The sequence below is a fragment of the Prosthecobacter fluviatilis genome (assembly GCF_055388355.1).
Genome location: NZ_AP043782.1, coordinates 1,217,410 through 1,242,714, shown reverse-complemented (window position 1 = coordinate 1,242,714; position 25,305 = coordinate 1,217,410). Strand labels below are relative to the sequence as shown.

Below are 25,305 nucleotides of genomic sequence, written 5' to 3'. Positions count from 1 at the left end.
CAAAACACCGCCTGAACTGAGGGCCACCGAGGCAGAGCCCAAGGTGGTGGCCGTGCCGAGCTTCAGGGTGCCAAGGCTCAGGGTGATGGAACCCGTGTAGGTGTTTGTGCCGCTCAGCACGAGCGTGCCAAGACCCGTTTTGACAAAGCCGGAGACGGCGGCAATGGCGCCGCCCACATTGATCGTGCCAGAACCGCCAAAGTTCAGGAAATTGCTGCCGCTAAGGATGGTGGTGGCAGGTGAAGTGCCGAGATTGAGCACGGTGCCAGCGTCTGCGGTGATCAGCACCGGGGCCGCGAGCGTGATCAATCCCGTGATGGTGTTGGTGCCGCTGAGGTTGCGAATGGCGCCATTGCCACCATCCCCAAAGCCTTCTATGGCGGCCAGGGCACGGCTCAGGGTGATGCCACCTGACAGGGCGAGTGTGGCCCCATCCAGGACTGTGACCGTGCCCGAGGTGCCGAGTGCGCCTGCGCTGAGGACTTGCACAATGCCGCTGGAGATCTGCGTGCCGCCCGAATAGGTGCTGGTGCCACTAAGGGCCGTAATCGACCCGGCTGCACCATTGGCCACCAGAGTGACTGCTGCGGAGCCGTTGTTTGCGATGACGGAATTGACCGTCAGAGTGCCTGTGCTGGAGAGATTGGTGAGGAAGAGAACGCCTGCGGTGTTGGTCACGCTGCCGCCTGCAGACAGAGTGCTGGCTGCGCCTGCAGAGCCGATGGTGAGATCCAGAGCACCATTGAGCATCTGGATGCCGCCCTGAACACCCAGGCGGAGCGTCTGCCCGGCGCCGAGCGAAACCAGACGGGCGGCGGTGTTGTCCGTGGTGGTCAACGTGTTGAGGTTGGTGGCGCCTGCGCCGGCTGTGACTGCGCCCGAGGTGCCGCTGGTGATGGTGGCATTGGAGGCTGCTGAAAAGGGTACAGACCCCAGATTTTGCCCTGCGGCCAGCACGGTGTCTCCCGTGTAGCCTCCGGCGATGATCCCGCCTGCCACCTGTCCCCAGCTTCGGGCTCCGTAGGCGCTGCTGTAGGTCATCCATGGGCCGGCAAAGCCCGCTGCCTGTGTGGTGGCAATGCTGCCGGAGAAAGGGGCCAGCACGGAGAGCACCGCGGTTGTTTCCACACGGCTGATGCTGCCAATGCTCATGTTGATGGTGCCTCCTGTGCCAGAGATGAGCTCGATCACATTGTAGGCGCCGGAAACGCTGAGGTCTTTGAAGGCCTGGCTGTTTGTCTGTCCGGCATTGCCCTGGAGCCGCAGCGTGGTCGCGGAGTTTCCGCTGGCCATCACGAGGTTTCCCGGGGTGGCGAGACCATTGTACAGGATGTTGGTCTGCGGGGCTCCTGCGGCGCTGAAATCCAGAATGGTGGTGCCGCCGGAGTAACTGGCCACATTGCGTCCGAGGATGGTGGCTCCACCATATGTGTTGGCTCCGGTCATGGTCACCACACTGTCTCCCCCCCGTGTGAAGGTGAAGCGGTTGAAGGAAAAGTTGTTCCCATTGTCTCCGATCGAGCCAGAGATCGTGCCGCTGAAGCCGTTCGAGCCGCTAAAGTTTGTATGAATTCCGGCATCTGCCGTCAGGGTGATGGGGCCTGAGAGGGTGATGTTGTTGGCGACGAGACGGATGGCTCCATAGGCCGTGCCGGAAAAAGTGAGGCTGTTGCCAATGCCAGCCAGAGAAAACGCCTGCGTGTAATTGGCACCCGTGCCACTGAGCGCCGCCGTGCCGCCTGCCTCCACCACGATGCGGTCCACAGCCTGAAGCGTTCCTGGCGTACTGATGGTGGCGTAGATGCTGCCGCCGATGGTGAACGATCCTGTCAGGTCAGGATTTGTAACCATGGAAAGTGTGATGTACTGGAAGGTCGTGCCTGTGCCGTATTTTTGAATGCGCAGGTTGCTTCCTTTCAGACGGAGATTGGCACCCAGGCCGACAAACTGCGAGCCACCGGAGGAGAGGTTTTCCATTTGAATGATGCCATTGGCTCCGAAGTCGATGATGCGTCCTGCCACATCGCCTTGCAGGGTGTACATATTGAAGCTGGTGGGAGCTGTCGTGAAGCCACGGAAGTTCAGTGTGGTGAGCTGAATGTCTGACTGAACGGTAATGGTGAGCGGTGCCGAAGATGTTCCGGTGGTGATGGCGGTGCCGCCGCCGATGTCTGCGACTGCCGTGGCGGAGTTGACCCAGGATGTGTTGGTGGAGCCGCTGAGCCAGTTGGTGTTGGAGGTGTTCCAGTTGCCATTGCCATTTTGCAGGCCGGATGTGGATGTGTCTGCATCCCAAGTAAGTGTCTGTGCCTGGGCTGCGACGGACATCTGCAAAATCACCGCTGCAAAAACGTGGCGGAAACGTAGTGCGTAACGAGCAGGAAGGAGGAGTTGCATAGGCGGGGGATTCGGCGTCCTTCGTTCGCTAAGCATATGCGGGACCACCCATGCCAGCCGTGCAGTCCCCGAATTGCGCAAAGAAGACTCTATTTGTGCACGCAAGACCTGACGGGCTCATGAGTGCCAATGCGCGTGCCAGTTTTGAGGGCTGTGCATGCAATGCCTCAGAAGCGGCTATTTGGTCATGGCCGGTCGTGGGCGGGGATAGGCGATTTCGCTGCGCTGATCCGGGTGCTTTGCCGCAGGCTTTTTCTGCGCGCTGGCGGTGGTCCGTGAAAGAAACTGCAGGCGGCTGCTGCTGGTGCCTGTGCCTTGAAGCTCTTCAAGCAATTCATCAACACCCTCCAATACGCAGGTGGGCTGGTACACGTAGTTGTTGAGATCTTCAAGGCGCGTTGAACCTGTCAGTACCAGGCATGCCTGCATGCCGACCTCAATGGCACCGCGTATGTCAGTCTCCATGGTGTCCCCCACCATCATCACCTCTTCTGTATGGCGCTGCAGCAGACGACGGGCGCGCTGAAACATGTAGGGGTTGGGCTTGCCAAGAAAGTAGGCGCGCTGGCCGGTGCTCGCCTCCAGATAAGCAGCCAGGGCGCCTGCGCCGGGACGGGTCACATCTTTCTTCACCGGGCACCAGTTGTCAGGATTGGTTGCAACCAGCCGTGCGCCTTTCTCGATGAGTTCATGCGCTTTGGAAAGTTTCTCTGTGGACTGCATGCCTTCACCAACGACCACGTAGGTGGGCCGTATCGAATCATTGGGAATGCCCGCCTTCTGCAGCGCCAGAGTCAGGCCGGCATCTCCCATGACAAAAGCGGTGCAGCAGGGATGGTTTTCCGCCAGGAACTCCGCGGTGTTCATGGCCGCGGTGTAAAAATGCCGTGCCGAAATGCCGGTGATGCCAAGATGATTGAGTTTGACGACGAGATCTTCAGGCGTGGGGGCGGAGTTGTTGGTGACGAAGACGAACGGTGTCGAGGTCTCGATGAGATGATGAATGAATTCGGCCGCCTTGGGCAGCAGCTGGTTTTCACGGTAGATCACACCGTCCATGTCGATCAGCAGTCCTTTTGTCTGAGGCATCGTGTTAGTGATTTTTGGGTTAGGAGCATGCGGCAAAAGCTGTCAGCAGGCTCTCTTGGACTTCTGCTTTAAGCATGTCAGGGACCATCACTTCAGCCATACAGACCCCGAATCGTGCAAAGCAGACGCTCTTTATGCACTCGGCTTCAGGAAGACTGAATCACGCGGCTGCGATAAGCCAGCGGGACGCAGTGCTGGTGCTCCCTGAACTGACGCTGGAAATGCGCGGGTGAAACAAAACCGCAGTCCATGGCAATCTGGCTGACGGTGAGATCGGTTTCTGCGAGCAGAAGACAGGCGCGTGCGATGCGAAGCTCATTCACATACTGAGGCACTGTGCGGCCGGTGCTCTTTTTGAAAAGGCGGCTGAAGGCGCTCTTGCCCAGCCCCACGATCGCCGCCAGATCAGCCACATAAATTGGCTCCGGCAGATGAGTGGCAATAAACTCACAGGCCATGCTGACGCGATCTGATGTTCCCGGTCTTGGCTGCGGAAGAACGGCTGACGAAATTTCCTCGAGTTCCTCCGAATTTGAAAGCAGATCGAGCAATTGCAGCAGGAGGATCACACGCTTCATTCCATGTGCCAGGAGCATTTCCTGAACGATGCGCGTGGCAGTCAGGCGGGTGATGCCCTTGACTTCCAGGCCCTGCTCGGCCCGCTGGAACAGGCGGCGCACGGGAATCATGGATGAACGCTGCAGCCAGTCTCCATGCCCGGGCAGCTCTGGCGTGAACTGCACGACGATGGCTTCGACGTCAGTGACTGGTTTTCCTGCGGAAGGCTGGTTGCGGTAGTCATGAGGCACGTTTGGGCCCATGAATACGAGGTCTCCAGGGGAAAGCGGAGAGATGTTGTTGCCGACAAGGCGTTCGGTTCCGCCTTTCAGGACCAATGTGATCTCGCACTCCGGGTGGTAGTGCCACACGCAGCCGAAATCCTGCCCACGCACGAGCTCGCAGACCACCGGTTCGGCTGCTGCTAGAGGTGAAAGCTTTTCAACGATGGGCTTCATCAGTTGCGGTTGCTGAGAAACATGCAGGTGTACAGGCCTGCCATTTCAGATGTGGAACTTATGAAATCGTTCATGAATTGATACGAATCAAAGTGGCATGCAGCACCTCATATTTGGGGCGTATAATTATGAGAATGGTTGGTTTCAGGCTCGGAGAATCATGAAAATGAATGATGTGGGCTGGCCTTCAGATGAAGGCTTCCGAGGGGCTCCCAGTGCAGCATGTGTGCCACCCGGCGGTGCTGTGCCCATGCTCCGCACAGATGTTTGTTGATCTGCGACATTCGTATCATCCCGGAAGTCGCAAGGCTGAATGCGCTACTGATGCCAGGATTTCAACCCAGTCACCGGCAGGAGGGCATCGGCGGCGGTTCGCCAACCCGGGGTGCCAGCTGTTTTAAACAGCTCATAAATGAGTTTTTTGCTGTAGGGGTCTGCCACAGAGTTGGGAGCGTTGCGCCATAATCCAAGGCGCAGGCCGCCTTCGTGGGCATGATCCACGTGGCGGTGGTAAATGAAAGCGTCGACTGTGGGAAGGGTCTGAATCTTCTCCCATGCATACGCATAGGCTGCTGCCTGAAGCTGCTCCCCCTCCGGTGTGAGCAGTGTGTGGAAACCCTGTTCGCTGAGGATGATGTGGCGCGGGGCATTTTTGAAGAGCAGTTCGGGCTGGCCCAGATGTGCTGGAAGGACCTCGAGATTTTTGAAGGTGACTTTGTTCGTGCCATCATCATGCGTGACCGTTTTGTCAGCCCAGGCGCGTGGATTGCCGAGATCTTCCGGGTAAGGGTGCCAGGCCACATGCCAGTCGAAGTCGCCGCGCTTGCGCACGAGCCTGGCAAAAGTGTCGAGGAAGTCGCGGCCCGGTGTGGCCTCCAGGGAGCTCACATTGTGCATGCTGCTGCTCCAGTGATGATCGGAGGAGAGGTAGGTGCGTGCATTTTGCGAATGCCTGCGAATGGCCAGATGCATGATGCGGAAGGCCTTTTCATATTCACTGGCGGCGGTTTCAAGGGGCACGGGCCCCATGTTGTTCCAGAGAAAGTGGGAGTTGACCTCGTTGCCGATGATCCAGCCCCACACGCGGCCGTGCTCGGGGTGCGCGCCGCTCCAGTACTCCGCCAGCAGGCTGATGACCGCCTCAAGATAGCCGTTCGTGGTGTTCACCGCGCCAACGCTGAACTTGCAGTCTTTGCGGTGTCCGGGATGAAGAACGACCGCGTCGATGGCCGGATTCTTGGAGGGGTAGGCAATGAGGATGAGATAGACCAGGACACCCTTGTCTGAAAGAGGCTTGATCTGGCGGTCCAGTGAAGCGAGGTAATTTTGATTGAACACAAAGTCTCCGCTCTCCGGCTTGGAGCGGGCGTCATACAGCGCGGTGAGGTTCACATTGATCCCTGCGTGGTGAATGCCGAGCGAAAGAGCGTCATCCACCATTTGAACCTGGAGGCCCTTTTGATTCGGAGGCGCAGGGAAGGGATCCGTGTTTTGTGCACAGGCAATTTGCGCGATGAAGAGGAAGAGAAGAAACTGACGCATGAATGACGAGACAACCGCCGAGGTGAAAGAGCAACTGCAAGCTGCCTGTGAACGCTGCGGGGCACCCGAGGCGGTGAAGTTTGGAGACGAGTTCATCTGCGATGAATGCTACGCTGCCTGCGGCTCCTGCTGCGCTGGAGATGAGGAGTGAGGCCGGGACTCCCACCAGGCGAAGACAGCGTGGCAGAATGCTGCCAATAAAGCACAACATGTGTTGAGACACCTGGCGTTACTTCCGTAGGTTTCCGCATGTCTCTCACCGCCTTTTTCCAGCCGCGAAGCATCGCCCTCATCGGAGCCTCGGAACGCGAAGGGAGCGTGGGCCGTGCGATCTGGGACAATCTGCGAGGCTTTTCAGGAGCGGTGTATCCGGTGAATGCAAAGCGTGCGGAGGTGTGCGGGGCAAAGGCCTATCCCAGCATCGCCACTCTGCCAGAGGTGCCGGAGCTGGTGATTGTCGTGACTCCGGCAACGACGGTTCCGCAGCTTGTCGAGGAGGCTGGCTTGGCGGGTGTGCGAGCGGCGGTGGTGATTTCTGCGGGCTTCAAAGAAACAGGGAAGGATGGGGCTCAGCTCGAAGCGGAGGTGCTGGCAACGGCGCAACGGCATGGCATGCGGCTGATCGGGCCGAACTGCCTTGGCCTGATGAATCCGCATGCAGGATTGAATGCGAGCTTTGCCAGCAGTGTGGCGCGGCCGGGGCGGGTGGCGTTTTTAAGCCAGAGCGGGGCTCTGTGCACAGCCATTCTGGACTGGAGCCATGACCAGAATGTGGGCTTCAGCGCCTTTGTTTCCACGGGGGCGATGGCTGATGTAGGCTGGGGCGATCTCATCCGGCATTTTGGGGATGATCCGCACACGAAAAGCATCGTGATTTACATGGAGTCGGTGGGAGATGATGCGGCGTCTTTTCTGGCTGCGGCCAGGGCGGTGGCTGCGCAGAAACCGATTGTGGTGATCAAAGTCGGGCGCACGGCGGAGGCCTCGCGTGTGGCGGCTTCGCACACAGGTGCGCTGACCGGCAGCGATGCGGTGCTGGATGCGGCGCTCAGGCAGAGCGGTGTGCTGCGCGTGGACACGATCGAGGAGCTGTTTGACATGGCGGAGGTGCTGGCCAAACAGCCGTTGCCGACCGGCAAAAGGCTGGCTGTGGTGACAAATGCGGGTGGGCCTGCCGCACTGGCGACGGATGCACTGGTGCTGGGCAAAGGGGAGCTCGCGGAGCTTTCGCCACAGACCATGGCGGAGCTGAACACGCTGCTGCCCGCCCAGTGGAGCCACCACAATCCGGTGGATGTTTTGGGGGATGCCGATGCGGTGCGCTTTGCACAGGCGCTGCGCATCGTGTGCCAGGATGCGGCGGTTGACGGTGTGCTGGCCATTTTGACGCCTCAGTCCATGACGCATCCTACCAACATTGCGCGTGAGGTCGCTGTGATCGCCAGTGAGATAGGCAAGCCGCTGCTGGCGAGCTGGATGGGGGCGCAGAGCGTGCTGGAGGGGCGCGGCATCCTGAATGCCTCCGGGGTGCCGACATATGACTACCCTGACGAGGCTGCGCAGGCTTTTGTGCGCATGCGGGAGCACCGGCTGCGACTGATCTGGCTGAGCGAAACGCTCAGCGCCCATGCGGATGATGACGAGGGGGAGGCTCTGCCATGCGTGGGCGAGCTGATCGATGCGGTGCTCGGCAGCGGGCGCACGCTGATGACGGAGCAGGAGGCCAAGCAACTGCTACATGTGGCGGGAATCCCCATCGTGGAAACTCGGGCCGCCTATGACGAGGAGGCTGCGATAGCTGCTGCGGATGCCCTGGGATATCCGGTGGTGATCAAGCTGCTTTCATCCACGATCACGCACAAAAGCGACTGCGGTGGTGTGCAGCTCAACCTGCTGAATGCTACGGCCGTGCGGCAGGCATGGCGTCTGATCCAGGACAACGTGACGCACTTGCATGGGCTTGCCGCCTTTGACGGTGTGACGGTGCAGCGAATGGTCACGCAGAAGGGCATGGAGCTGATCCTCGGTGCAAGCACGGACGCGCAGTTCGGGCCCGTGCTGCTCATCGGTGCGGGCGGGACATTGGTGGAGGTGCTGCAGGATCACGCCCTGGCCCTCCCGCCGCTGAATCATGCGCTGGCGCGGCGCTGGGTGGAGCAGACTAAAATCGCCAAGGTGCTGCATGGTGTGCGTGGCCAGCCTGCGGTGGATCTGGCGGCGCTGGATGATGTGCTGGTGAAATTTGCCCGTCTGGTGCAGCATGAGCGGCGCATTGTGGAGCTGGACATCAATCCTCTGCTGGCGACTGCGGAAGGCATCGTGGCTTTGGATGCAAGGGCTGTCCTGCGGGCCTGAATGACTGCGGGTTTGCGTATTCCGCGCCTAATCGTTTTTGCTTGGCCGTATGTGGTGGCCGCCACGGTCCTGCAAACTGAAGCTGACGGGAAGTTGGCAGATTCAAGGGTTGCTGTATTTACATGTGCTGCATGAGATCAGCGGCGTCCAGGCGGACGCACGAAACGAACTAAGGACGCGGCAAGAAACAAATTTCAGTGCATGAGTATTCATTCTAAACCTACCCTGGCTGCGCTGGCGCTGCTGCTTGCTGGTTGCGGGCGCACTCCATCAGGAGGCCCGCCCCAAGCTGCGCCGATGGCGATGGGCCCGATGGAGGTGGGAGTTGTCACCGTCGCAGCCCAGCCGGTGACGCTGACGCAGGATCTTCCGGGTCGCATCTCGGCCATCCGCGTGGCTGAGGTGAGGGCGCGTGTCAGCGGCATCGTGTTGAAAAGGCTTTTCAAGGAGGGCAGTGATGTGAAGGAGGGCCAGGTGCTCTATGAGATCGATCCAGCGCAGTATGAAGCCTCGTATGAGAGCGCGCTGGGAACGCTGGCCCGTGCCGAAGCAGGGCTGAATTCCGCCCAGCTGAAACTGAACCGCATGAAGTCACTGATCGACTCCCATGCCGTGAGCAAGCAGGACTATGATGAAGCCTCGGGCAGCCAGCGGGTCAACCAAGCGGAGGTGCTGCTCGGTCAGGCGGCTGTAAAGACGGCGAAGATCAATCTGGATTATACCAAGGTGACCTCCCCCATCACCGGCCGCATCGGCCTTTCGCAGGTGACGGAGGGGGCCTATGTGCGTACTGACCAAGCGACGCTGATGGCCACGGTGCAGCAGATTGACCGGGTGTATGTGGACGTGAACCAGCCCAGCAGCGACCTGCTGCGGCTGAAGCATGCGCTTGCGGATGGGACGCTCAAACCCAACGCCTCCGGTCAGGCGCGTGTGAAGCTGGTCTTTGAAAATGGCGACATCTACTCCGAGGAAGGTTCGCTGGAAGTGGCGGACGTGACAGTGAACCCCCTGACCAATTCCGTTACGGTACGCGCGGTGTTTCCCAATCCGCGAAACGACCTGCTGCCCGGCATGTTTGTGCGTGCGCGGCTGGAGGAGGGGACCACGCCGGACGCCATCCTGGTGCCGCAGCTGGCTGTCAGCCGCAACACCAAGGGGGAGCCGACGGCGATGGTCGTCGGTGCGGAGAGCAAGGTGGAGCTGCGCGTGCTGGAAACGCCGCGTGCCGTTGGCAATCAGTGGCTGGTGAGCTCCGGGCTCAAGCCGGGTGACCAGCTCATCATTAACAATCTGCAGAAGATCCGCCCCGGTGTGCCGGTCAAAGTCGCCGCAGATGCACCGGCCCCGCCTCAAAGCGCCTCCAAGTAATCCACGATGTCACGCTTCTTCATTGACCGGCCTGTCTTTGCGTGGGTGATCGCCATCATCATCATGCTGGCGGGGGCGCTCTCCATCACGAGCCTGCCCATCGCGCAGTATCCCAGCATCGCGCCGCCCACCATTGCGATCATAGCGACTTATCCCGGTGCGTCTGCCAAGACGCTGGAAGACACCGTGACGCAGGTCATTGAGCAGAAGCTCAACGGCATCGACCACCTGCGCTACATCGAGTCGTCCAGCACTTCGGACGGCACGGCGACGATCACCGTGACGTTTGATGGCGAGGCCAATCCGGACACCGCGCAGGTGCAGGTGCAAAACAAGGTGGCGCTGGCCATCCCCTCTCTTCCGCTGGAGGTGCAGCAGCAGGGCGTGCAGGTGAACAAATCCGTGCGCAATTTCCTCATCGTGGTGGGCCTCATCTCAAGGGATGGCAGCATGTCCAACACCGACCTGGCCGACTACAACGCCAGTGTGATGCGCGATCCCATCAGCCGCCTGCAGGGTGTCGGGGAGATCCAGGCCTTTGGCACGCAGTATGCCATGCGCATCTGGCTGGACCCGGACAAGCTGAACAAATACCAGCTCACCTCGAATGACATCATCCTCGCCGTGCGTGCGCAGAATGCGCAGGTCTCCGCCGGAGCGCTGGGCGGGCTGCCGGCTATGCCGGGCCAGCTTCTGAATGCCACCGTCATGGCGCAGAGCCGCCTGCAGACGCCGGAGCAGTTTGGAGGCATCCTGCTGCGTGTGAGCCAGGATGGCTCACGCGTCTTTCTGCGCGATGTCGCGCGGGTGGAGCTGGGAAGCGAGTCCTACAACGTGATGGCCCGCTACAACGGCATGCCTGCCAGCGGCATGGCCATCCGGCCTGCGCTCGGCGCCAATGCACTGGAGACCGTGGACATCGTGAAAAAGAAGGTGGCGGAGCTTTCGCAGTTCTTCCCGCCCGGGGTGGAGGCGATCTTTCCGTATGATACGACCCAGTTTGTGCGCATCTCCGTGGAGGAGGTGGTGAAGACGCTCATCGAGGCCATCATTCTCGTCTTTGTGGTCATGTTCATCTTCCTGCAGAACTGGCGTGCCACGCTGATCCCCACCATCGCGGTGCCGGTTGTTTTGCTGGGGACGTTTGGCGTCATGGCTGCGGCGGGGTATTCCATCAACACGCTCACGCTGTTTGGCCTGGTGCTCGCCATCGGCCTGCTGGTGGACGACGCCATCGTCGTGGTCGAAAACGTCGAGCGTGTGATGCAGGAGGAAGGGCTGTCGCCGAAGGAAGCCACGCGCAAGTCGATGGACCAGATCAGCGGGGCGCTTGTCGGCATTGGCCTGGTGCTCTCGGCGGCCTTTGTGCCCATGGCCTTTTTCACGGGCTCCAGCGGCGTGATCTACCGCCAGTTCTCGCTTACCATCGTCAGCTCCGTGGCGCTCTCCGTGCTGGTGGCGCTGATCCTCACACCCGCCCTGTGCGCCACCCTGTTGAAGCCCGTGGCCAAGGATCACGGCATCAACAAGAGAGGTCCCTTCGGCTGGTTTAACAGGGCGTTTGAGCGTGCGACGGACGGCTATGTCTATGCGGTGGCGAAGTTTTTGAAGCACTACGTGCTGGCGCTCATTCCCTATGGGGCCATTGCTGTCGCGGTGGTGCTTTTGTTCATGCGGTCCCCCACGGGCTTCCTGCCGGATGAAGACACCGGCGTGCTGTTTGCGATGGCGCAGCTGCCGCCTGGCTCCACGCGCGAGCAGGCGGACGAGGTGCTCAAGAAGATGGAGCGCCATTTCTTCGAGGAGGAAAAGGAACTCGTGGAAGGCGGCTTCGGCGTGCTGGGCTTCAGCTTCAGCGGCAACGCGCAGAACCAGGTGCTCATGTTCATCAAGCTCAAGCCCTGGGAGGAGCGCAAGCTGCCGAGCCAGAAGGTGAAGGCCATTCATGCCCGTGCCATGGGCAAATTCATGCAGATCAAAGAGGCCATGGCATTTGCCTTTGCACCGCCCGCCGTGCTGGAGCTCGGTACCGCCACCGGCTTCGACCTCCGCTTGGTGGATCTCGGCGGCCTCGGGCACGATGCGCTCATGGAGGCCCAGGGTCAGCTGCTCGGCATGGCGGCGAAGAACCCCATCCTCACCTCTGTGCGTCCCAACGGGCTTGCTGACACTTCTGTTTATCAGATCAATGTCGATCAGGAGAAAGCCAGCGCGCTGGGCCTCTCCCTTTCGGAGATCAATGCCTCCCTCAGCACCATCCTGGGCTCCACCTACATCAATGACTTCATCGACAAGAACCGCGTGAAGCGCGTGATGATCCAGGGGGATTCGCCCTTCCGAATGCTGCCGGAAGACATCAACCGCTGGTATGTGCGCAACGCGCAAGGCGGGATGGTGCCGTTCTCAGCGTTCTCCTCCGCCACGTGGAAGATGGGCTCGCCCAAGCTGGAGCGCTTCAATGGTTCTTCATCGCTTTCCATCCAAGGTGAGCCGGCTCCCGGGCACAGTTCCGGGGAGGCCATTCATGAGATCGAGCGCCTTGCCAAATCCCTGCCTTCGGGCATCGGCGTCGCCTGGGCGGGTCTGTCATATGAAGAGCAGCTTTCCGGCTCCAAGTCGTCCTCGCTCTACATCATCGCATTGCTGATGGTCTTCCTCTGCCTTGCCGCGCTGTATGAAAGCTGGGCCATCCCGTTCTCGGTGATGATGGACATGCCGCTCGGCGCGCTGGGCGTTGTGGCCGCCACCCATTGGCGCGGAATGCCGAATGACATTTATTTTCAGATCGGCCTCATCACCATCATCGGGCTTTCGGCCAAAAACGCCATCCTTGTGGTGGAGTTTGCCAAGGAGCATTTTGATCAAGGTGCCACGCTGATCGAGGCCGCCCTGCATGCCGTCCGCCAGCGTCTGCGTCCCATCTTGATGACCTCCATCGCCTTCGGTCTTGGGGTGCTGCCGCTCGCGATTAATACCGGCGCGGGTTCTGGGAGCCAGAACGCGATTGGAACGGGGATCGTCGGTGGTGCGGTGACGACCACGCTGCTGGGGCTATTCTTTGTGCCGCTGTACTTCGTGGTCATTCTGCACCTGTTCCGCGTGCAGCCGACGAAGGCACAGGCAAACTAGTCTCCCGCTCCGCGAGAGGTGCCGAGTGCCTTCGCAGGATAAGAGCGTTTGCGAGTTGTGAGGACCATGCAACATGGCGTGAGCGCTGAGCTCATCTCGCGAAGCGAGATGGCTGCTATGCTGACTCGATTGCAGCAATCGCGCTCACGCCTTGATGACACTCTTGATTTCCTTCATTTGCGAGGGGGGAACGTTGCCGGGTCCGTGCAGGAAGAAGTCGCAGCGTTTCACCGCCTGCTGAACCGCGTCACCTTCGGTTCACCTGCCTTTTTCCACCTCATAACGCAATTCCACCATGCTCGTGCCCATCTGACGAACCGATGCCAGCCGTAGAACCGGATTCAGAACTCTTCTCGGAAAGAGAGGTCTGCCCTTGCCGAGGGTGACGGAGCCGACCTGGATGATGAGTTCATCCAGCAGACCCGCGTCGTGAAACTGGCCGGCGAGATCGCCACCGCCGACGATCCAGATGTTCTTGTCAACAGCTGCCGCGCGCATTGCCGCGTGTACTGCGGGCACACCGCCGCTGACGAAGCGGATGTCCGCTCCCGGGATGGTGGGAAGTTGGCGGCTGGTGAATATCCAAGCTGGCTGGGTGTAGGGCCAGGGGGAGCCTGTTTCGGCGATCACTGCTTCTGCGTTGCGGAGCATCCACTCATATGTGGTGGAGCCCATGGCCAGGGCACCAACATCTGCGATGAACGCCGGATAGCTGGACGTGTTCAGGTCGCTCAAGGGAAACAGCCAATCCAGAGAGTCATCCTCCGTTGCAATGAATCCATCGAGACTGGTGGCGGTGTAGTATTGGGTTTTTGCTTCTGCCATGCGGTGAACAGATGGTCGTGGAGGGCGGTGGGCTCGCCGACTCTTTACTTATAAAGAAAACAATTTTGTCACCTACTGCGCCGCCAACGCCGCTGCGGCCTTCGCCTTGGCGATTTCCGCCTTCTTCAAAATCTCCTCGGTGCTCGGCAGGCTTGCCAGCACATCCGCGGGGATGAACCCATCTCCCACCAGCTTGGTGAGGCACTTCTTGCGTTCATCCAGGGCTTTGTCGGGGCTGCGTTCTTTGCTGAAGCGGGACTTGGCGGCGGCGCTGCGGTCTTTGAGGGCGGAGTAGATGTCGCCGCCGAGAAGGGAGGAGATGTCCACTTTGATCTTCTCGCGTCCGGCTTCCTGCTCGTTGATCTCATCGCCGTTGATCGGTCCCGCCTGGTATTTGGGGAACATGATGGCGACCTCCGGGCAGACGCGGGAGCAGGCGGGGCAGTTGGTCTTGCAGTTGTCGTTGTTCTGCACCTGGATCTTGTTGTCCTCGCTGACACCATAGACGTCGAAAAGGCAGAAGCTGAGGCACTGCATGCAGTTGGTGCAGCGGGAGTAGTCAATGACGGGGAACCAAGGCTTCCATTTGCCGGGTTCGTTCATGGTTTTCTCGCCGCGAGATTTGTCCACCAGCGCGACGATGGCGTCGGGTTCCAGGCCGGTGATGTCGCGGGTGTCGATGCTGATCTGGCCGGTGGCGTCTTCCAGCGCGGGGGCCTTGCCCTCAAAGGCGCCGAGCACCAGCAGGCTGCGGTCATCGTGCGGCATGGCGCTGGCCCCGAGACCGCTGCGGGTGACGGTGTAACCTTTGTCCAGCAGGGCCATCATGACCTTGGCGCGGGATTCGGCGGGAAGCTGGATGCTGCCGTTTCCTTCGTAGAGGACGACGCGGAGCGGGCGGTGGGTGTGGGTGATCATGGCGCGTCGAGTTGAGTTACAAGTTTAAGGTTTGAAGTTTAAAGTTACCGGAGTTCTCGGTTCTCGGTTCTCGGTTCTCGGTTCTCGGTTCTCGGTTCTCGGTTTGTGGCGGGGCGCTGTGAGGGCTCAGGAGGCGGGGGAGAGGAGCGCGTCGGCGATTTCCTGGGCGGTCTGGGTGCGCATGTTGAGGATCTCGGTGTCGGCGGGCAGTGGAGAGCCGGCCTGCTGGAAGAGGCCTTTCACGGCGCGGGGGTAGCAGGCGGCGATGCGGAGCTTGCCGCAGGAGGCGATGGCCTGCAGGCGGGGATCGCGGTGGGCGGCCATTTCGCAGAGATCGGACACGGTTTCAAAGCTGGCGTTCGAGTCGCAGAGCTTCTGCAGGACTTCGTTTTTGACGCCTGTGGGAACGACCTGGGCGTAGGCACAGCGGCAGTAGAGGATGGTGGCGGGAGTGCTCAAATGGGCGCGTTGGAAAAAGGTGGTGGTCAGTGTGGGCTCAGGTGGCGTACTACGCAACACCAGCGAGGAAGGGCATGACGAATTCCGGCCTGAAAGCACAAAGTCGGCGCGGGGCCGACTTTGTGGTTTAAGCGCGGATTTGCTGATACGCAGGCCTATGAGGTCGTCTTGCGCTCGACGTTGAGGCCCATTTTGCGATACAGGGTGGCGATGGAGACGCCGAGCATGCTGGCGGTTTTTTCGCGGGAGCCGCTGTTGTACTTGAGCGTTTCCTGAATGAAGGCGCGTTCCTGGCCCTTGATGAAGTCGTCGAGCGTGGAGCCGATGGGGAGCTTGGTGACGCCTTCGGTGGTGGATGGGGTGGGAATCTCGATCTGCTGGGTGACTTTGGCAGGCAGGTCGGAGGGGCGGACGCGGTCGTTTTCAGCGAAGGCGCAGGCACGCTCGATGGCGTTGCGCAGCTCGCTGACGTTGCCGGGCCAGGTGTACTTTTCCAGGAACTCGATGGCGCTGGTGTCGATGGTTTTGGGCTTGGCGTCGGTGCGGTCGGCCAGATCTTTGAGGAAATGCTCGACTAGAGGGCGCACGTCCACCCGGCGCTCACGCAGTGGCGGGATTTTGAGAGGCACAACGGAGAGCTTGTAGAAAAGGTCTTCGCGGAATTTGCCCGCCTTCACGGCGTCTTCGAGTGAGACGGTGCTGGAGACCACGAGGCGGAAATCCGCGCTGCTGGAGCTGTTTGACCAGCTTTTCTTCGACTGGGCTTCGTCCAGGAAGGTGTTGAGCTGGGCCTGGATGCGGGAGGGGAGCTGGTTCACCTCCGCCAGGTGGACGGTGCCGCCGGAGACGCGGTTGAAGATGGCGGTCTGCCCGAAGAGCTCGGTTTCGAGCACGTCTTCCGGCATGGCGCTGCACTGGAGCTCCTTGTAGGGGGAGCTGCTGCGGCGGCTGGCCTCGTGAAGGGCGCGGGCGACCATGTGCTTGCCCACGCCGAATTCGCCTTCGAGAAGGACGGGGCTGTCGTTGTTGGCCACACGGCGGACGATGTCAAAAATGCGCTGGATGGCGTCGCTGTGACCGATGAGCTTGGAGGCAGAGGCGGAGCGCAGGGTGGCGCTGGGAATGCTGGTGGGGGTGGCTGCGGCGATGCCGTTGCGCTGGAGGGCCTGGTTCACCGTTTTGATGAGATCTCCGAGATCGAAGGGCTTGGTGAGGTAGTCAAACGCGCCCAGACGCATGGCTTCCACGGCGGTTTCCACGCTACCATGACCCGTCACCATGATGACGGCCGTGGTGGGGAACTGATCACGGCACATGCTGACGAGGTCGAGGCCGTTGACGTCGCCAATGCGCAGGTCAACGATGACGAGGTCGGGCTGGTTGGAACGGATGGCCGCGATGCCGTCAATACCAGTGGTACAGCCAAAAACCTGGTGACCCGCCGCTTTGCAAAGCTTGGTCATGAGTTCCAGAATAGCGGCTTCGTCGTCTATGATTACCAGTTTAGCCATATTATTTTCGTTAAGTGAGAGGCAGGATTGATTGTTAAATAAGCTAAACGTTTCGCAGGATTGCGTCAATTTAAGATTCTCAAAAAGGAGAATGAGGTGCTCCCAGAACCTGCCGAAGCACCGCTAAAAGTGCTGTGAACGCCTGTCTGTCAGCCTCTTGAGAGAAGGGGGGTCTTTGTCAGCCTTGATTGCCGGGCGGCTGTTTCCTGTCTGAAGCTGGGGGAGCGCAACTCTTGATCCTTACGAGGGTTTCTCCTTCCGCAGTCAATCCAAACAGCACTCTATCATGAACTTCAAAACCAACCAACTCTCGTGGCTTTGTGGGGCGCTCGCACTCGGCATCACCCCCCTGATTGCTCAGGAAGCCAAGCCCGCAGATCAGCCGCCATCTGCGGCCCAACCTCTCCCGGCAGCACCCAGGGCGGATGCGCCCCCTCCACAGCGTGACCAGCCCAGGCCGGAGGGACGCCGGGAGGCCGATGGATCCAAGCCTGACAGCGTGCGCGAGCCGCAACGCCGCCCAGACTCGGGTGGTCCGCGCAACGATGGGGCTCAGCCGCAACGCGAGGCGCCGCGTGGCCCGGCGAATCCCCCAAATGCTGAGCACCGGGGGCGCGAACAGGGGGGGCGTGACGGATTTCGCCGTCCTCCCATGGATGGGCAGGGCAGTGGTGAGCCCAAGAGGCAGCCAGAGGGCGGTCGTGGCCCGATGAATCCTCCGCCGCAAGGCAATCCCGGGCCGGGCAAGCCCCAGCACGAAGGGCGTCCGGGCCCCATGGCGCACCCACAGCATGAGGGCGGCCGTGGGCAGGGACAGCCTGGCCACCAGGATCACTTCAGGCAGCCGCAGGCACCGCGTGGTGGTGATCAGCATGGCTTCAGGCCTCATGCACAGGGCCGTGGGCCGCAGCCATACGCAGAGCGTGGCGGGTTTGGTGCGCCCCGTGGTGGGCCGGGCTTCCGCTCTCCACGGTCTGGGCAGCAAGGCTGGCAGCGGCAGTGGGGGCGTGGCTGGATGGGGCGTGGTTTCGGACATCGGTTCGGCGGGCAGCATCCTCGGCCGTTCGGAGGCGCACGCCGGGGGCCGTCATTCGGGGGGCAGCGTGGTCCTGCGCCGCGTTTTGACCAGCATCGCGGTCCTGGACCCCAGTCCTTTGGGGCGCCACGTGGCGGTGAGTTCCACCGTCCGGGAGCGCAGCCTTTCCATGGTCCGATGCATCGGCCTCAGCAGGGTGGCACGGGCGGGGGAGAGCGCGGCCGTGGGCCTGCACCTCGTGGGGGAGAGCGTCTTGAACATGGTGGTCCAGGACATCCGGCACTGCCGCCGATGAATCATGAGCGTGGGCGTGAGGGCCCGCCGCGCGAGCGCAGCGCATGATGCCTGCGTGTGTGAAAAGTCATGGAGTGGCGGCCTGGGCAACCAGGCCGCTTTTTTTGCATTTTTACGCGATGCATTTGCGTCTGGTGAGTTGTGTTTGTGCAAACGAACTCCATAATCAGCCCGCCCGGCCAGCCCCCTTGGACGGACTGCTAAGATCCCCACTGCATGAGCTTGGTCAAAAAACTCGCCAAAAAGTTCAACACGAACGCGCAGAATGCTGCGAACGGAGTGCATGGGCTGGCGAAACTGCCGTGGTGGGAGCCGGAGCGGTGGGCTCATCTCTGGAACGGCCAGCCGCCGGTGTCTGCCGCTGCTGCGGCCACGGCGAACACCATGCTGCCGGTGCTGATCGAGGTCTTTGCCGCATTCAGCAAGCTGGACGGCAACATTGAGGAGGAGGAAGTCGAGTCCAGCCTCGGCTACCTGCGCTATGACTACCCGGAGGCGATCTACTCCGACATGCGCCGCCTGTACTTTGAGGCCCTGCAGGAGCCGCAGGATCTCACGCAGCGTGCCAAGGAACTCAGCCAGAAGCTCACCCAGGAGCAGAAAATTTTGCTGGGCGTGCAGTTGTACCTGCTCATCTCGCGTGCGCAGCAGAATCAGCGGCAGATGGTGGAGTTCTATCTCTTCATGACGAACCTGGGCATTGCCGCCCAGGCCATCGACATTGTCTATCAGCTCAATGCCGGGGACAAGCCGCCGGAGGAGGGCTTTTCGACCAAGGGGGGGCAGCCGCTGGACACGCTGCGCATTGGAGCCACGAAGAACTGCGACGTGCTGCTGCGCTCGCTTTCGGACGACTGCTCCGTGGTGGCGTTCCGCTTTCAAAACCTGGTGCTGCTGAAAAATACGGGCAGCATTTCCATCCTGGTGCGCAGCCGGCGGCAGCCGCCGGGGGAGTTCTCCCGCCTTTATCCTGGCGAGCGTGTGGTGATGGAGGACGTGACGCTGGACTACAATGACCTGATCACCTACTTCAACTCCAAGAAGACGCTGTCAGGCACGCAGATCTACCTGACACTCACGGAGAATGGCAGCGCGGAGATCGCCCCGCAGCGCACGCGCGGCACCAACCTGCGCCTCAGCTTTGGACTGGGGGTCACAGTGGAGGCCCTGCGAACGACCAAGGCCACGCTGAACGGGGTGGTCCTCAGCAGCGGCACGGTGGTGGAGGCCAGCATCGAAGACAGCCTGATCGCCCATGGTGAAGTGGAAATCGCCCTGCGCGATCTTCGGCTGCGTGCCCAGGAGTTTGGCGGCCAGTTCCGGCTGGAGGGCAGCCGAAATACCTACCTAGTCTCCAACAAGCCTGAATTGCTGGACGAGGGGGACATCCTTCTCTCAGAAGACACGGACGGGGAGATCCTCCTGCGCATTGAGTGCAACTACGCACAGAAAACGGGGGTGCTGGAGGTTCTGCGCTCCTCGCGCCCGCTGTACATCGGAGTGATCCCGGTGCGCGACCGGATCACCCTCAATGACGGAGACACCATCACGCTGGGGGAGGGGCAGTACCTCCGCTGCCACTTTGCGGACCGCATCATCGAAGAGGAGCGCAACACGGTGCGCCAGATCGAGGTGCGCGAACTCAGCCACCGCTTTGACGGACGTGACACTGCACAGGATGGTGTGAGTTTCATCGCCCGGCGCGGGGAGATGATCTGCGTCATGGGGCCCAGCGGCTGCGGCAAGAGCACGCTGCTGCGCATTCTCGGCGGCCAGCTGAAACCCAAGGGCGGGGAGGTGCTGATGAACGGCCTCGCGCTCTATGACAACCTGCACAATCTGACGCCTTACATCGCTTACATTCCTCAGGAGGATGCTTTTGATCCCTTGCTGAAGGTGCAGGAAAACCTGGACTTCTCCGTGTCGGTGCGCTGCCCCCACCTGAAGACCGAGGAGCGACGCAAGCGGGTGGATGCCAAGCTCGCGGAACTGGGGCTGGCGGATCTGCGCGACCGCCTCGCGGGCACGCCGCAGCAGAAATTTCTCAGCGGTGGAGAGCGCAAGCGCCTTAATGCCGGGCTGGACATGATCGGCATCTCCGACGTGTACCTCTTTGATGAGCCGACTTCCGGCCTCTCCTCCAAGGACAGCGAGCATGTGCTGGAGATCATTCGCAGTCTGGCGCGCAACAAGATCGTCATCACCTCCATTCATCAGCCCAGTTCGAGGCTGCTGCAGATGTTCGACAAGGCGCTGCTGCTGGACAAGGGCGGCAAGCTGGCCTACTTCGGCACGCCGCAGGGCATGATCGAGTATTTCTGGCGTGTGTACCATGCTGAGACAGGCCAGTCCACCGATGCCGAGGCGCAGCCACCGAACAACCTGACCCCGGACTTTGTTTTTGATGTGCTGGAGACGCCTTTGCGAGACATCAGCGGTGACATCATCCATGAACGCAGCGCGGACGGGCACCTTGTCGCCGCCCGCCGCTTTCCGCCGAATTTCTGGCGGGACTCCTACCAGCGGCATCTCATCATGGAGAGCATGGCCAAGCAGCGCGCCGCGCCGGGCAGCACCAGCCTCATCGCCCGGCCCAAGCGTGACGAGAGCCACAGCGCCAGCCGCATGCGCAGCACGCCGAAACCTCCGAAGCACACCTTCCGCGAGGAGAGCATTCTTTTCTACACGCTGCTCAAGCGTTCATTCCTCAGCAAGCTGCGCAACCGCACGAACTTGCTGACGACCCTGCTCGAAGCGCCGCTGCTGGCCTGGCTCATCTCCAGCGTCCTCAAGTACTCCGAGGAGGCGCACTACACCTTTGCCACCGCCTTTCACATCCCGACGTATCTTTTCATGAGCCTCGTCGTGGCGATGTTTCTGGGGCTCACGAACAGCGCTGACGAAATCATCCGTGACCGGCACACGCTGAGCCGCGAGCGCAATCACAACCTGCGCACGTTCTACTATCTCAGCGGCAAGATCATTTCGCTCTCCACCTTTGCGCTGGCCCAGTGCGTGATCTACCTGCTGATCGGAAACTGGGTGCTGGAGATCCGGGACATGTTTCTCATTCACCTGTGGTGGATGTTCCTCACTTCGCTCACGGGGGTCTGTCTTGGACTCTTCATTTCCAGCATCGTGAGTGACAACCGCACGGCGGTGAACGCCATTCCTCTTCTGCTGATTCCGCAGATCATCCTGGGTGGGGCGCTGATCAAGTATGAGGAGATGAACAAGAACCTGGACCTGGTTTACTCCGTGGGCCGCTGGCTGAGGAAGTCGGGCAACGATGAAGAAAATGCGAGCAAGCTGAAGGTGCCTTTCATCTGCCAGTTCATGCCTCTGCGCTGGTCCTACGAGGGCATGGTCATCTCCCAGTCCAAGCTCAATCCGCTCACCCGCAACCAGGACTTTCTGGACGAGCGCATCCAGTCCCTGCTGCCGCCGTCCGGCGCGGACATGAGCGACCGCCAGCGCCATGAGCTGGAGCTCACCAAGCAGTCGCTCGCCGTCGTCTCCGGCCTCTACGCCGAGAACCCGCGCGAGATTTCCAAGCGCCTTGGCTCCATCCGCGAAGCCGTGCTCAGCGGACGCATCGAGCCGCCGATGCTCGACAGCATGCTGGAGCAGAATGATGGAGTCAGTGCGGAGGAAATCTACGTAAACCGCAAGGTGCTGGACCTCGTGACCAAGGCCGAAATGGAGCGCGAAGACTACCGCCGCAAAGCCAGTCCCAACGTTTTCTTCGGAACACGGAAAACCTACCTGGGCACCAAGTACAACACCCTTTGGATCAACAGCATCGTGATTCTGTTTACGCTGTCACTTATCATCGCAGCGGTGGAGCTGAGTTTGCGCAGGCAGCTGACGAAGGTGTAGGTGGATCAATTCCCTTTGTCGCGTTTGATCAGCCTTGCCTTGCGGAAGAGCATCTCTCCACGCATGACGTGCAGGATGAAAACCTTGTCTCCATCGTGGCGATAAAAAACACGGCATGGAGCTTCGACAATCTGGCGGTAGCGAGGTCGGCGCATCTCCGGAAGGCGTGAACCGCTGTCAGGATGCTTTTCAAGTTGTTCGACATGCTCGAAAACTTTCCGAACGCAGATTGCGTGTCGCCAGCGGTCATCCATGCGATGTAACCGGCAATGGCATTGAGGTCGCTGCGAGCCGGTTCGGTCCAGATTATTTGAGCCATCGCGACATGCGTTCCCTGGCTTCGGCGTGGGAAACAATCCGACCCTCTTCAATGGCACGCTCGCCGCGCGCAATGCCTTCCAGAAGATCAAGCCGCCGGGTAAGTGTGTCCAATGTCTCAACGGCCATCAGATACGCTGCCGGTTTGCCATGCTGGATGATGAGTGCCGGATCTTGGCCGGGATCGAGCTCCGCTATGATCTTCGTGGCCTTGCACTTCAGGGGCGTGACAAGTTCCGTTCCCAAGGAGTACCACTTTAGTATCACTCGCTAGCAGAGCAAGTGATGAAAAGATCGGCGTTTCAGGGAAGTCAATTCATTATGTCTGTACAAGCTCAATACGATGCCCATCCGGATCCACTATAACCGCACGACGTCCCCAGGGGGAATCCTGCGGCGGGGTGACGATGGCATCTGGGAAGTCGCAGAGGGCTGTGATCAAGGCATCGAGCGATTGAACCCGGAAGCCGATGCGGGTGCCGAGTGTCGAAGCCCCGTTTGAAGACAGGGGGTAGATTTCAAAAACACAGTCGCCAAGTTCTGCGGCCAGATGCTCAGGTCCGCACCCATGCCGGTGCCGGGTGAACTGCAGGCCCAGGCATTCATAGAAACCTCGGGCGCGTTCCAGATCAGCGGAGCGAAGAACGACGAGATTGAGTGACGCGGAACTCATAGAGGGACCTGAACACCATCTGGGGCATTTTCATCGCTTAACGGGCAAGACCGACGGCTTTTGCAGATCATACGGTTGGAAGGTTCATCTCCCATTCATCAAGCCAGCGAGTCCAAATGCAGGTCTCGGTTGTGGTTATTGCTTTAGGGTCAAGCTCCAGCATCTCGGAGCGCATGTGGGCGAATGCACGTTGTTGCGATGAGTCGTCATCAGGTGTCTGTTGAAACTCGTGAACAAGGTAAAAGAAGCGCGAGAGCAGTTCTGCTGAACTGTTGAAGAATAAGCGTTGGGCTGGCTGATTGATTTCGAGCCACACAATGCCAGTTGTTACGTCGATCAAGATTGGCTGATTTTCGGCTTCGCCAATGACAAGGTCGGGAAGGTCGGAATCGTAAACGCCAAATTCAAACTTCGGCCACTCGAATACCTCAGGCAGTCCAACCGATATCAAAAACTTTCTGGAGCTGACAGGAATCGGGTGCGTTTCGAATATTTCATTCGGCCAACGGACCTGAGGTGAACTAACGTAATGCATGGTGTTCGCCAGTATCTCACTCCCCCAGCTTCTTCAGTGCCGCCGTCACATTCCCCACGGTGAGCAGTTCATCCAAAATGAAAGGCTCTTCCACACCCGGAATGTAGAGCACATTCACCGGCACGGCGCGTTTGCCGAGGGCTTCGAGGGCGAGGCGGATGGTTTCGTTTTCATCCGACCAGTCGGCTTTCAGGGTGGCGACTTTGTGCTGCTTGAAGAGCGCGCGCAGGCCGGTGTCTGAGTAGACGCGTTTGTTCACCTGGCAGGTCCAGCACCAGGAGGCGGTGAAATCGATGTAGACGGGCTGCTTGGCGGCACGTAGCGCAGCCACTTTTTCGGGCGACCACGTTTCCCAGTGGAGTGCATCGGGGTCATTGAGATTCACGGCTTCTTCGGCATGCGAGCGTTTGGCCGAGGCATTGGGCAAGCCGAACCACAGGCCGCCTGCAATGGCGAGGAAGGTGAGCAGTCGGGCGATGTTCTGCGTGCGTGCAGGCTTGTGGGGCAGGGCCCAGCGGCCGTAGATCCAGCAGCCGAGGGCGATGAGCACGAGGCTCAGGATGGCGAACAGCACGGGCAGGCCTTCGATCTGATTCGTCAGCACATAAATCATGAAGCCCACGGTGCCAAAGAGCAGGAAGGACATGCCCTGCTTGAAGCTTTCCATCCATGCGCCGGGGCGTGGCAGGGCCGAGATGAGGCCGGGGAAAAGGGAGAGCAGCAAAAAGGGACTGGCGAGTCCGAGGCCGATGAGTGTGAAGATCAGCATCGATTGCGAGGCAGGCATCGCGAGCGTGGCTCCCAGGGCGGTGCCCAGAAACGGAGCGGAGCAGGGGGTGGCGACCACGGTGGCAAGCAAGCCAGAAAAGAAGGAGCCGCCGAGGCCACCTTTGGACTGCAATCCGGAGCCAACACCGATGGCCGAGGTGCCGATCTCAAACAAGCCAGCCATGTTCAAGGCAAAGATGAGGAAGAAGGCGGCAAGGAAAAAATTGAAAGCCGGTGATTGAAGCTGTGAACCCCAGCCCTTGTTCAACGCGATGGCGAATCCGCCCAGCACCCAGAACGAGAGCAGCACTCCCACAGTGTACATCAGGCCATGCAGCACCACCTTGCGGCGGTCTTCACCCGCCTGCTGCACTACGCTGGTGACCTTGATGCCGAGCACCGGAAACACGCAGGGCATGATGTTGAGGATCAAGCCGCCGATGAAGGCGTAGAGGAGCAACTCCGCAAAGGTCAGAGGGATTTTAGGTGCGGTTGCTGGTGCGGCTGCGCTGGTGGCGGCCGGTTCCACGACCTTGGTTGCAGCGGGCTTTGTATCACTCGCAGCAGGCGCTACGGCGGTGTTCTCAGCGCTTTTTTTTTCAGCGGCGGGCGTGCTGCCCAGAGCAGCGGCATTCGCTTCATTGACCACCGGTGCAGCGGCCACATTCAGAGTGAGCGAGACTTCTTTGACAAAGGGCAGGCAGCTTTTCGGATCGCACACGAGGGCGTTCACCTTCACTTTCAGCTCGGCGCTGCCACCCACGGCGGCGCTGGCGGGCGGGGTGATCTTCACCGGGAGGTACACGGTGCCATCATAGCCGTTGCTGAGCTCTCCGCCGGTGGAGGGGACATCATGCGTGGCAGGCCAGGGGAGTTCCTCGATCTGCCAGCCTTCCGGGAGCGTCCAGGTCAGTTTGGTGGGCTTGCCCACGACGCCGGGGGGCAGAATCTTGCCGTAGGTGTGGCAGTCCTTGGCGTGCACCAGTTTGACGGCGGCCTGAAACGGCTGTCCGGGCGCTGCGGCAGACACGGCGGCGACCACGTCTGCGGTGACGCGCTGCTCCTTCGGCGCGGCAACTTCACCCAGGCCAAAAGTTTGCGCATGGGATGCGACGGCGGCGAGCAGCAAGGCGGCAAGAGTCAGGAAACAGCTTCGGTTCATGGTTGGGGAGTTGTTGGCAGGTAGGAGA

17 protein-coding genes and 2 pseudogenes are annotated in these 25,305 nt (G+C 60.5%); 6 read left to right on the top strand and 13 right to left on the bottom strand.

Translation table 11 applies throughout. The features are described from left to right. Positions 1-66 precede the first annotated feature (66 nt). The 4 genes and pseudogenes from ACZ5WW_RS04630 to ACZ5WW_RS04615 form a co-directional block, all read right to left on the bottom strand. Positions 67-750 (bottom strand): annotated as a pseudogene (locus ACZ5WW_RS04630) (autotransporter-associated beta strand repeat-containing protein); the annotation flags it as partial. Between the two features lie 1,824 nt (positions 751-2,574). Beyond that, positions 2,575-3,486 carry an HAD-IIA family hydrolase gene (locus ACZ5WW_RS04625; protein ID WP_377167267.1) on the bottom strand — a complete coding sequence of 304 codons (912 nt, stop codon included), beginning with the start codon at positions 3,484-3,486 and terminating at the stop codon, positions 2,575-2,577. Positions 3,487-3,632: 146 nt separating this feature from the next. Continuing rightward, positions 3,633-4,502 (bottom strand): helix-turn-helix domain-containing protein, encoded by an 870-nt coding sequence (locus ACZ5WW_RS04620; protein ID WP_377167269.1) that lies wholly within the window; start codon positions 4,500-4,502, stop codon positions 3,633-3,635. 318 nt (positions 4,503-4,820) lie between these two features. After that, positions 4,821-6,044 (bottom strand): DUF5722 domain-containing protein, encoded by a 1,224-nt coding sequence (locus ACZ5WW_RS04615; protein ID WP_377167271.1) that lies wholly within the window; start codon positions 6,042-6,044, stop codon positions 4,821-4,823. On the opposite strand from ACZ5WW_RS04615, the gene ACZ5WW_RS04610 reads away from it, so the two are divergent. The 4 genes from ACZ5WW_RS04610 (at position 6,043) to ACZ5WW_RS04595 (ending at position 12,899) form a co-directional block, all read left to right on the top strand. Next, on the top strand, positions 6,043-6,195 hold the full coding sequence (locus ACZ5WW_RS04610; protein ID WP_377167273.1) for a hypothetical protein: 153 nt from the start codon (positions 6,043-6,045) through the stop codon (positions 6,193-6,195). The genes ACZ5WW_RS04615 and ACZ5WW_RS04610 overlap by 2 nt on opposite strands. A 98-nt stretch (positions 6,196-6,293) precedes the next feature. Next, positions 6,294-8,399, top strand: coding sequence for an acetate--CoA ligase family protein (locus ACZ5WW_RS04605; protein WP_377167275.1), 2,106 nt, complete (start codon positions 6,294-6,296; stop codon positions 8,397-8,399). Between the two features lie 201 nt (positions 8,400-8,600). Beyond that, positions 8,601-9,770 carry an efflux RND transporter periplasmic adaptor subunit gene (locus ACZ5WW_RS04600; protein ID WP_377167277.1) on the top strand — a complete coding sequence of 390 codons (1,170 nt, stop codon included), beginning with the start codon at positions 8,601-8,603 and terminating at the stop codon, positions 9,768-9,770. 6 nt (positions 9,771-9,776) lie between these two features. Next, a complete protein-coding gene (locus tag ACZ5WW_RS04595) occupies positions 9,777-12,899 on the top strand; it encodes an efflux RND transporter permease subunit (RefSeq protein ID WP_377167279.1) in 3,123 nt (1,040 codons plus the stop codon). A 258-nt stretch (positions 12,900-13,157) separates the two neighbouring features. On the opposite strand, the gene ACZ5WW_RS04590 is transcribed toward ACZ5WW_RS04595, so the two are convergent. The 4 genes from ACZ5WW_RS04590 to ACZ5WW_RS04575 all read right to left on the bottom strand — a co-directional run bounded on the left by ACZ5WW_RS04590 (position 13,158) and on the right by ACZ5WW_RS04575 (position 16,612). After that, complete coding sequence (locus tag ACZ5WW_RS04590; protein ID WP_377167281.1) at positions 13,158-13,724, bottom strand: dihydrofolate reductase family protein; 567 nt, start codon at positions 13,722-13,724, stop codon at positions 13,158-13,160. A gap of 72 nt (positions 13,725-13,796) precedes the next feature. Beyond that, complete coding sequence (locus tag ACZ5WW_RS04585; protein ID WP_377167283.1) at positions 13,797-14,642, bottom strand: ferredoxin family protein; 846 nt, start codon at positions 14,640-14,642, stop codon at positions 13,797-13,799. A 126-nt stretch (positions 14,643-14,768) separates the two neighbouring features. Continuing rightward, complete coding sequence (locus tag ACZ5WW_RS04580) at positions 14,769-15,101, bottom strand: hypothetical protein (protein WP_377167285.1); 333 nt, start codon at positions 15,099-15,101, stop codon at positions 14,769-14,771. Positions 15,102-15,256: 155 nt separating this feature from the next. After that, a complete protein-coding gene (locus tag ACZ5WW_RS04575) occupies positions 15,257-16,612 on the bottom strand; it encodes a sigma-54-dependent transcriptional regulator (RefSeq protein WP_377167287.1) in 1,356 nt (451 codons plus the stop codon). A 791-nt stretch (positions 16,613-17,403) separates the two neighbouring features. Between ACZ5WW_RS04575 and ACZ5WW_RS04570 the strand changes: the two genes are divergently transcribed. Both ACZ5WW_RS04570 and ACZ5WW_RS04565 read left to right on the top strand, forming a co-directional pair. Continuing rightward, positions 17,404-17,943, top strand: a complete 540-nt coding sequence (locus tag ACZ5WW_RS04570) for a hypothetical protein (RefSeq protein WP_377167289.1) — start codon at positions 17,404-17,406, stop codon at positions 17,941-17,943. Positions 17,944-18,158: 215 nt separating this feature from the next. Beyond that, positions 18,159-21,821 carry an ATP-binding cassette domain-containing protein gene (locus ACZ5WW_RS04565; protein WP_377167291.1) on the top strand — a complete coding sequence of 1,221 codons (3,663 nt, stop codon included), beginning with the start codon at positions 18,159-18,161 and terminating at the stop codon, positions 21,819-21,821. Positions 21,822-21,826: 5 nt separating this feature from the next. Here ACZ5WW_RS04565 and ACZ5WW_RS04560 read toward each other — a convergent pair. The 5 genes and pseudogenes from ACZ5WW_RS04560 to ACZ5WW_RS04540 all read right to left on the bottom strand — a co-directional run bounded on the left by ACZ5WW_RS04560 (position 21,827) and on the right by ACZ5WW_RS04540 (position 25,277). Further along, positions 21,827-22,140, bottom strand: a pseudogene (locus ACZ5WW_RS04560) (type II toxin-antitoxin system RelE/ParE family toxin). Then, positions 22,128-22,385 carry a type II toxin-antitoxin system Phd/YefM family antitoxin gene (locus ACZ5WW_RS04555; protein WP_377167293.1) on the bottom strand — a complete coding sequence of 86 codons (258 nt, stop codon included), beginning with the start codon at positions 22,383-22,385 and terminating at the stop codon, positions 22,128-22,130. The pseudogene ACZ5WW_RS04560 and the gene ACZ5WW_RS04555 overlap by 13 nt, the downstream one beginning before the upstream one ends. A 73-nt stretch (positions 22,386-22,458) precedes the next feature. Further along, positions 22,459-22,812 carry a VOC family protein gene (locus tag ACZ5WW_RS04550; RefSeq protein WP_377167295.1) on the bottom strand — a complete coding sequence of 118 codons (354 nt, stop codon included), beginning with the start codon at positions 22,810-22,812 and terminating at the stop codon, positions 22,459-22,461. Between the two features lie 67 nt (positions 22,813-22,879). Then, positions 22,880-23,347, bottom strand: a complete 468-nt coding sequence (locus ACZ5WW_RS04545) for an SUKH-4 family immunity protein (protein WP_377167297.1) — start codon at positions 23,345-23,347, stop codon at positions 22,880-22,882. Positions 23,348-23,363: 16 nt separating this feature from the next. After that, entirely contained in the window at positions 23,364-25,277 is a 1,914-nt protein-coding gene (locus tag ACZ5WW_RS04540) for a protein-disulfide reductase DsbD family protein (RefSeq protein ID WP_377167299.1), read from the bottom strand. Between the last annotated feature and the right edge of the window lie 28 nt (positions 25,278-25,305).

What these genes read in the sequence shown, in the direction of transcription:
- ACZ5WW_RS04540 (WP_377167299.1), bottom strand. Translation starts at nt 25,277, where the DNA reads ATGAACCGAAGCTGTTTCCTGACTCTTGCCGCCTTGCTGCTCGCCGCC.
- ACZ5WW_RS04620 (WP_377167269.1), bottom strand. Translation starts at nt 4,502, where the DNA reads ATGAAGCCCATCGTTGAAAAGCTTTCACCTCTAGCAGCAGCCGAACCG.
- ACZ5WW_RS04605 (WP_377167275.1), top strand. Translation starts at nt 6,294, where the DNA reads ATGTCTCTCACCGCCTTTTTCCAGCCGCGAAGCATCGCCCTCATCGGA.
- ACZ5WW_RS04575 (WP_377167287.1), bottom strand. Translation starts at nt 16,612, where the DNA reads ATGGCTAAACTGGTAATCATAGACGACGAAGCCGCTATTCTGGAACTC.
- ACZ5WW_RS04615 (WP_377167271.1), bottom strand. Translation starts at nt 6,044, where the DNA reads ATGCGTCAGTTTCTTCTCTTCCTCTTCATCGCGCAAATTGCCTGTGCA.
- ACZ5WW_RS04545 (WP_377167297.1), bottom strand. Translation starts at nt 23,347, where the DNA reads ATGCATTACGTTAGTTCACCTCAGGTCCGTTGGCCGAATGAAATATTC.
- ACZ5WW_RS04625 (WP_377167267.1), bottom strand. Translation starts at nt 3,486, where the DNA reads ATGCCTCAGACAAAAGGACTGCTGATCGACATGGACGGTGTGATCTAC.
- ACZ5WW_RS04550 (WP_377167295.1), bottom strand. Translation starts at nt 22,812, where the DNA reads ATGAGTTCCGCGTCACTCAATCTCGTCGTTCTTCGCTCCGCTGATCTG.
- ACZ5WW_RS04600 (WP_377167277.1), top strand. Translation starts at nt 8,601, where the DNA reads ATGAGTATTCATTCTAAACCTACCCTGGCTGCGCTGGCGCTGCTGCTT.
- ACZ5WW_RS04565 (WP_377167291.1), top strand. Translation starts at nt 18,159, where the DNA reads ATGAGCTTGGTCAAAAAACTCGCCAAAAAGTTCAACACGAACGCGCAG.
- ACZ5WW_RS04585 (WP_377167283.1), bottom strand. Translation starts at nt 14,642, where the DNA reads ATGATCACCCACACCCACCGCCCGCTCCGCGTCGTCCTCTACGAAGGA.
- ACZ5WW_RS04595 (WP_377167279.1), top strand. Translation starts at nt 9,777, where the DNA reads ATGTCACGCTTCTTCATTGACCGGCCTGTCTTTGCGTGGGTGATCGCC.
- ACZ5WW_RS04570 (WP_377167289.1), top strand. Translation starts at nt 17,404, where the DNA reads ATGAGGGCGGCCGTGGGCAGGGACAGCCTGGCCACCAGGATCACTTCA.
- ACZ5WW_RS04610 (WP_377167273.1), top strand. Translation starts at nt 6,043, where the DNA reads ATGAATGACGAGACAACCGCCGAGGTGAAAGAGCAACTGCAAGCTGCC.
- ACZ5WW_RS04590 (WP_377167281.1), bottom strand. Translation starts at nt 13,724, where the DNA reads ATGGCAGAAGCAAAAACCCAATACTACACCGCCACCAGTCTCGATGGA.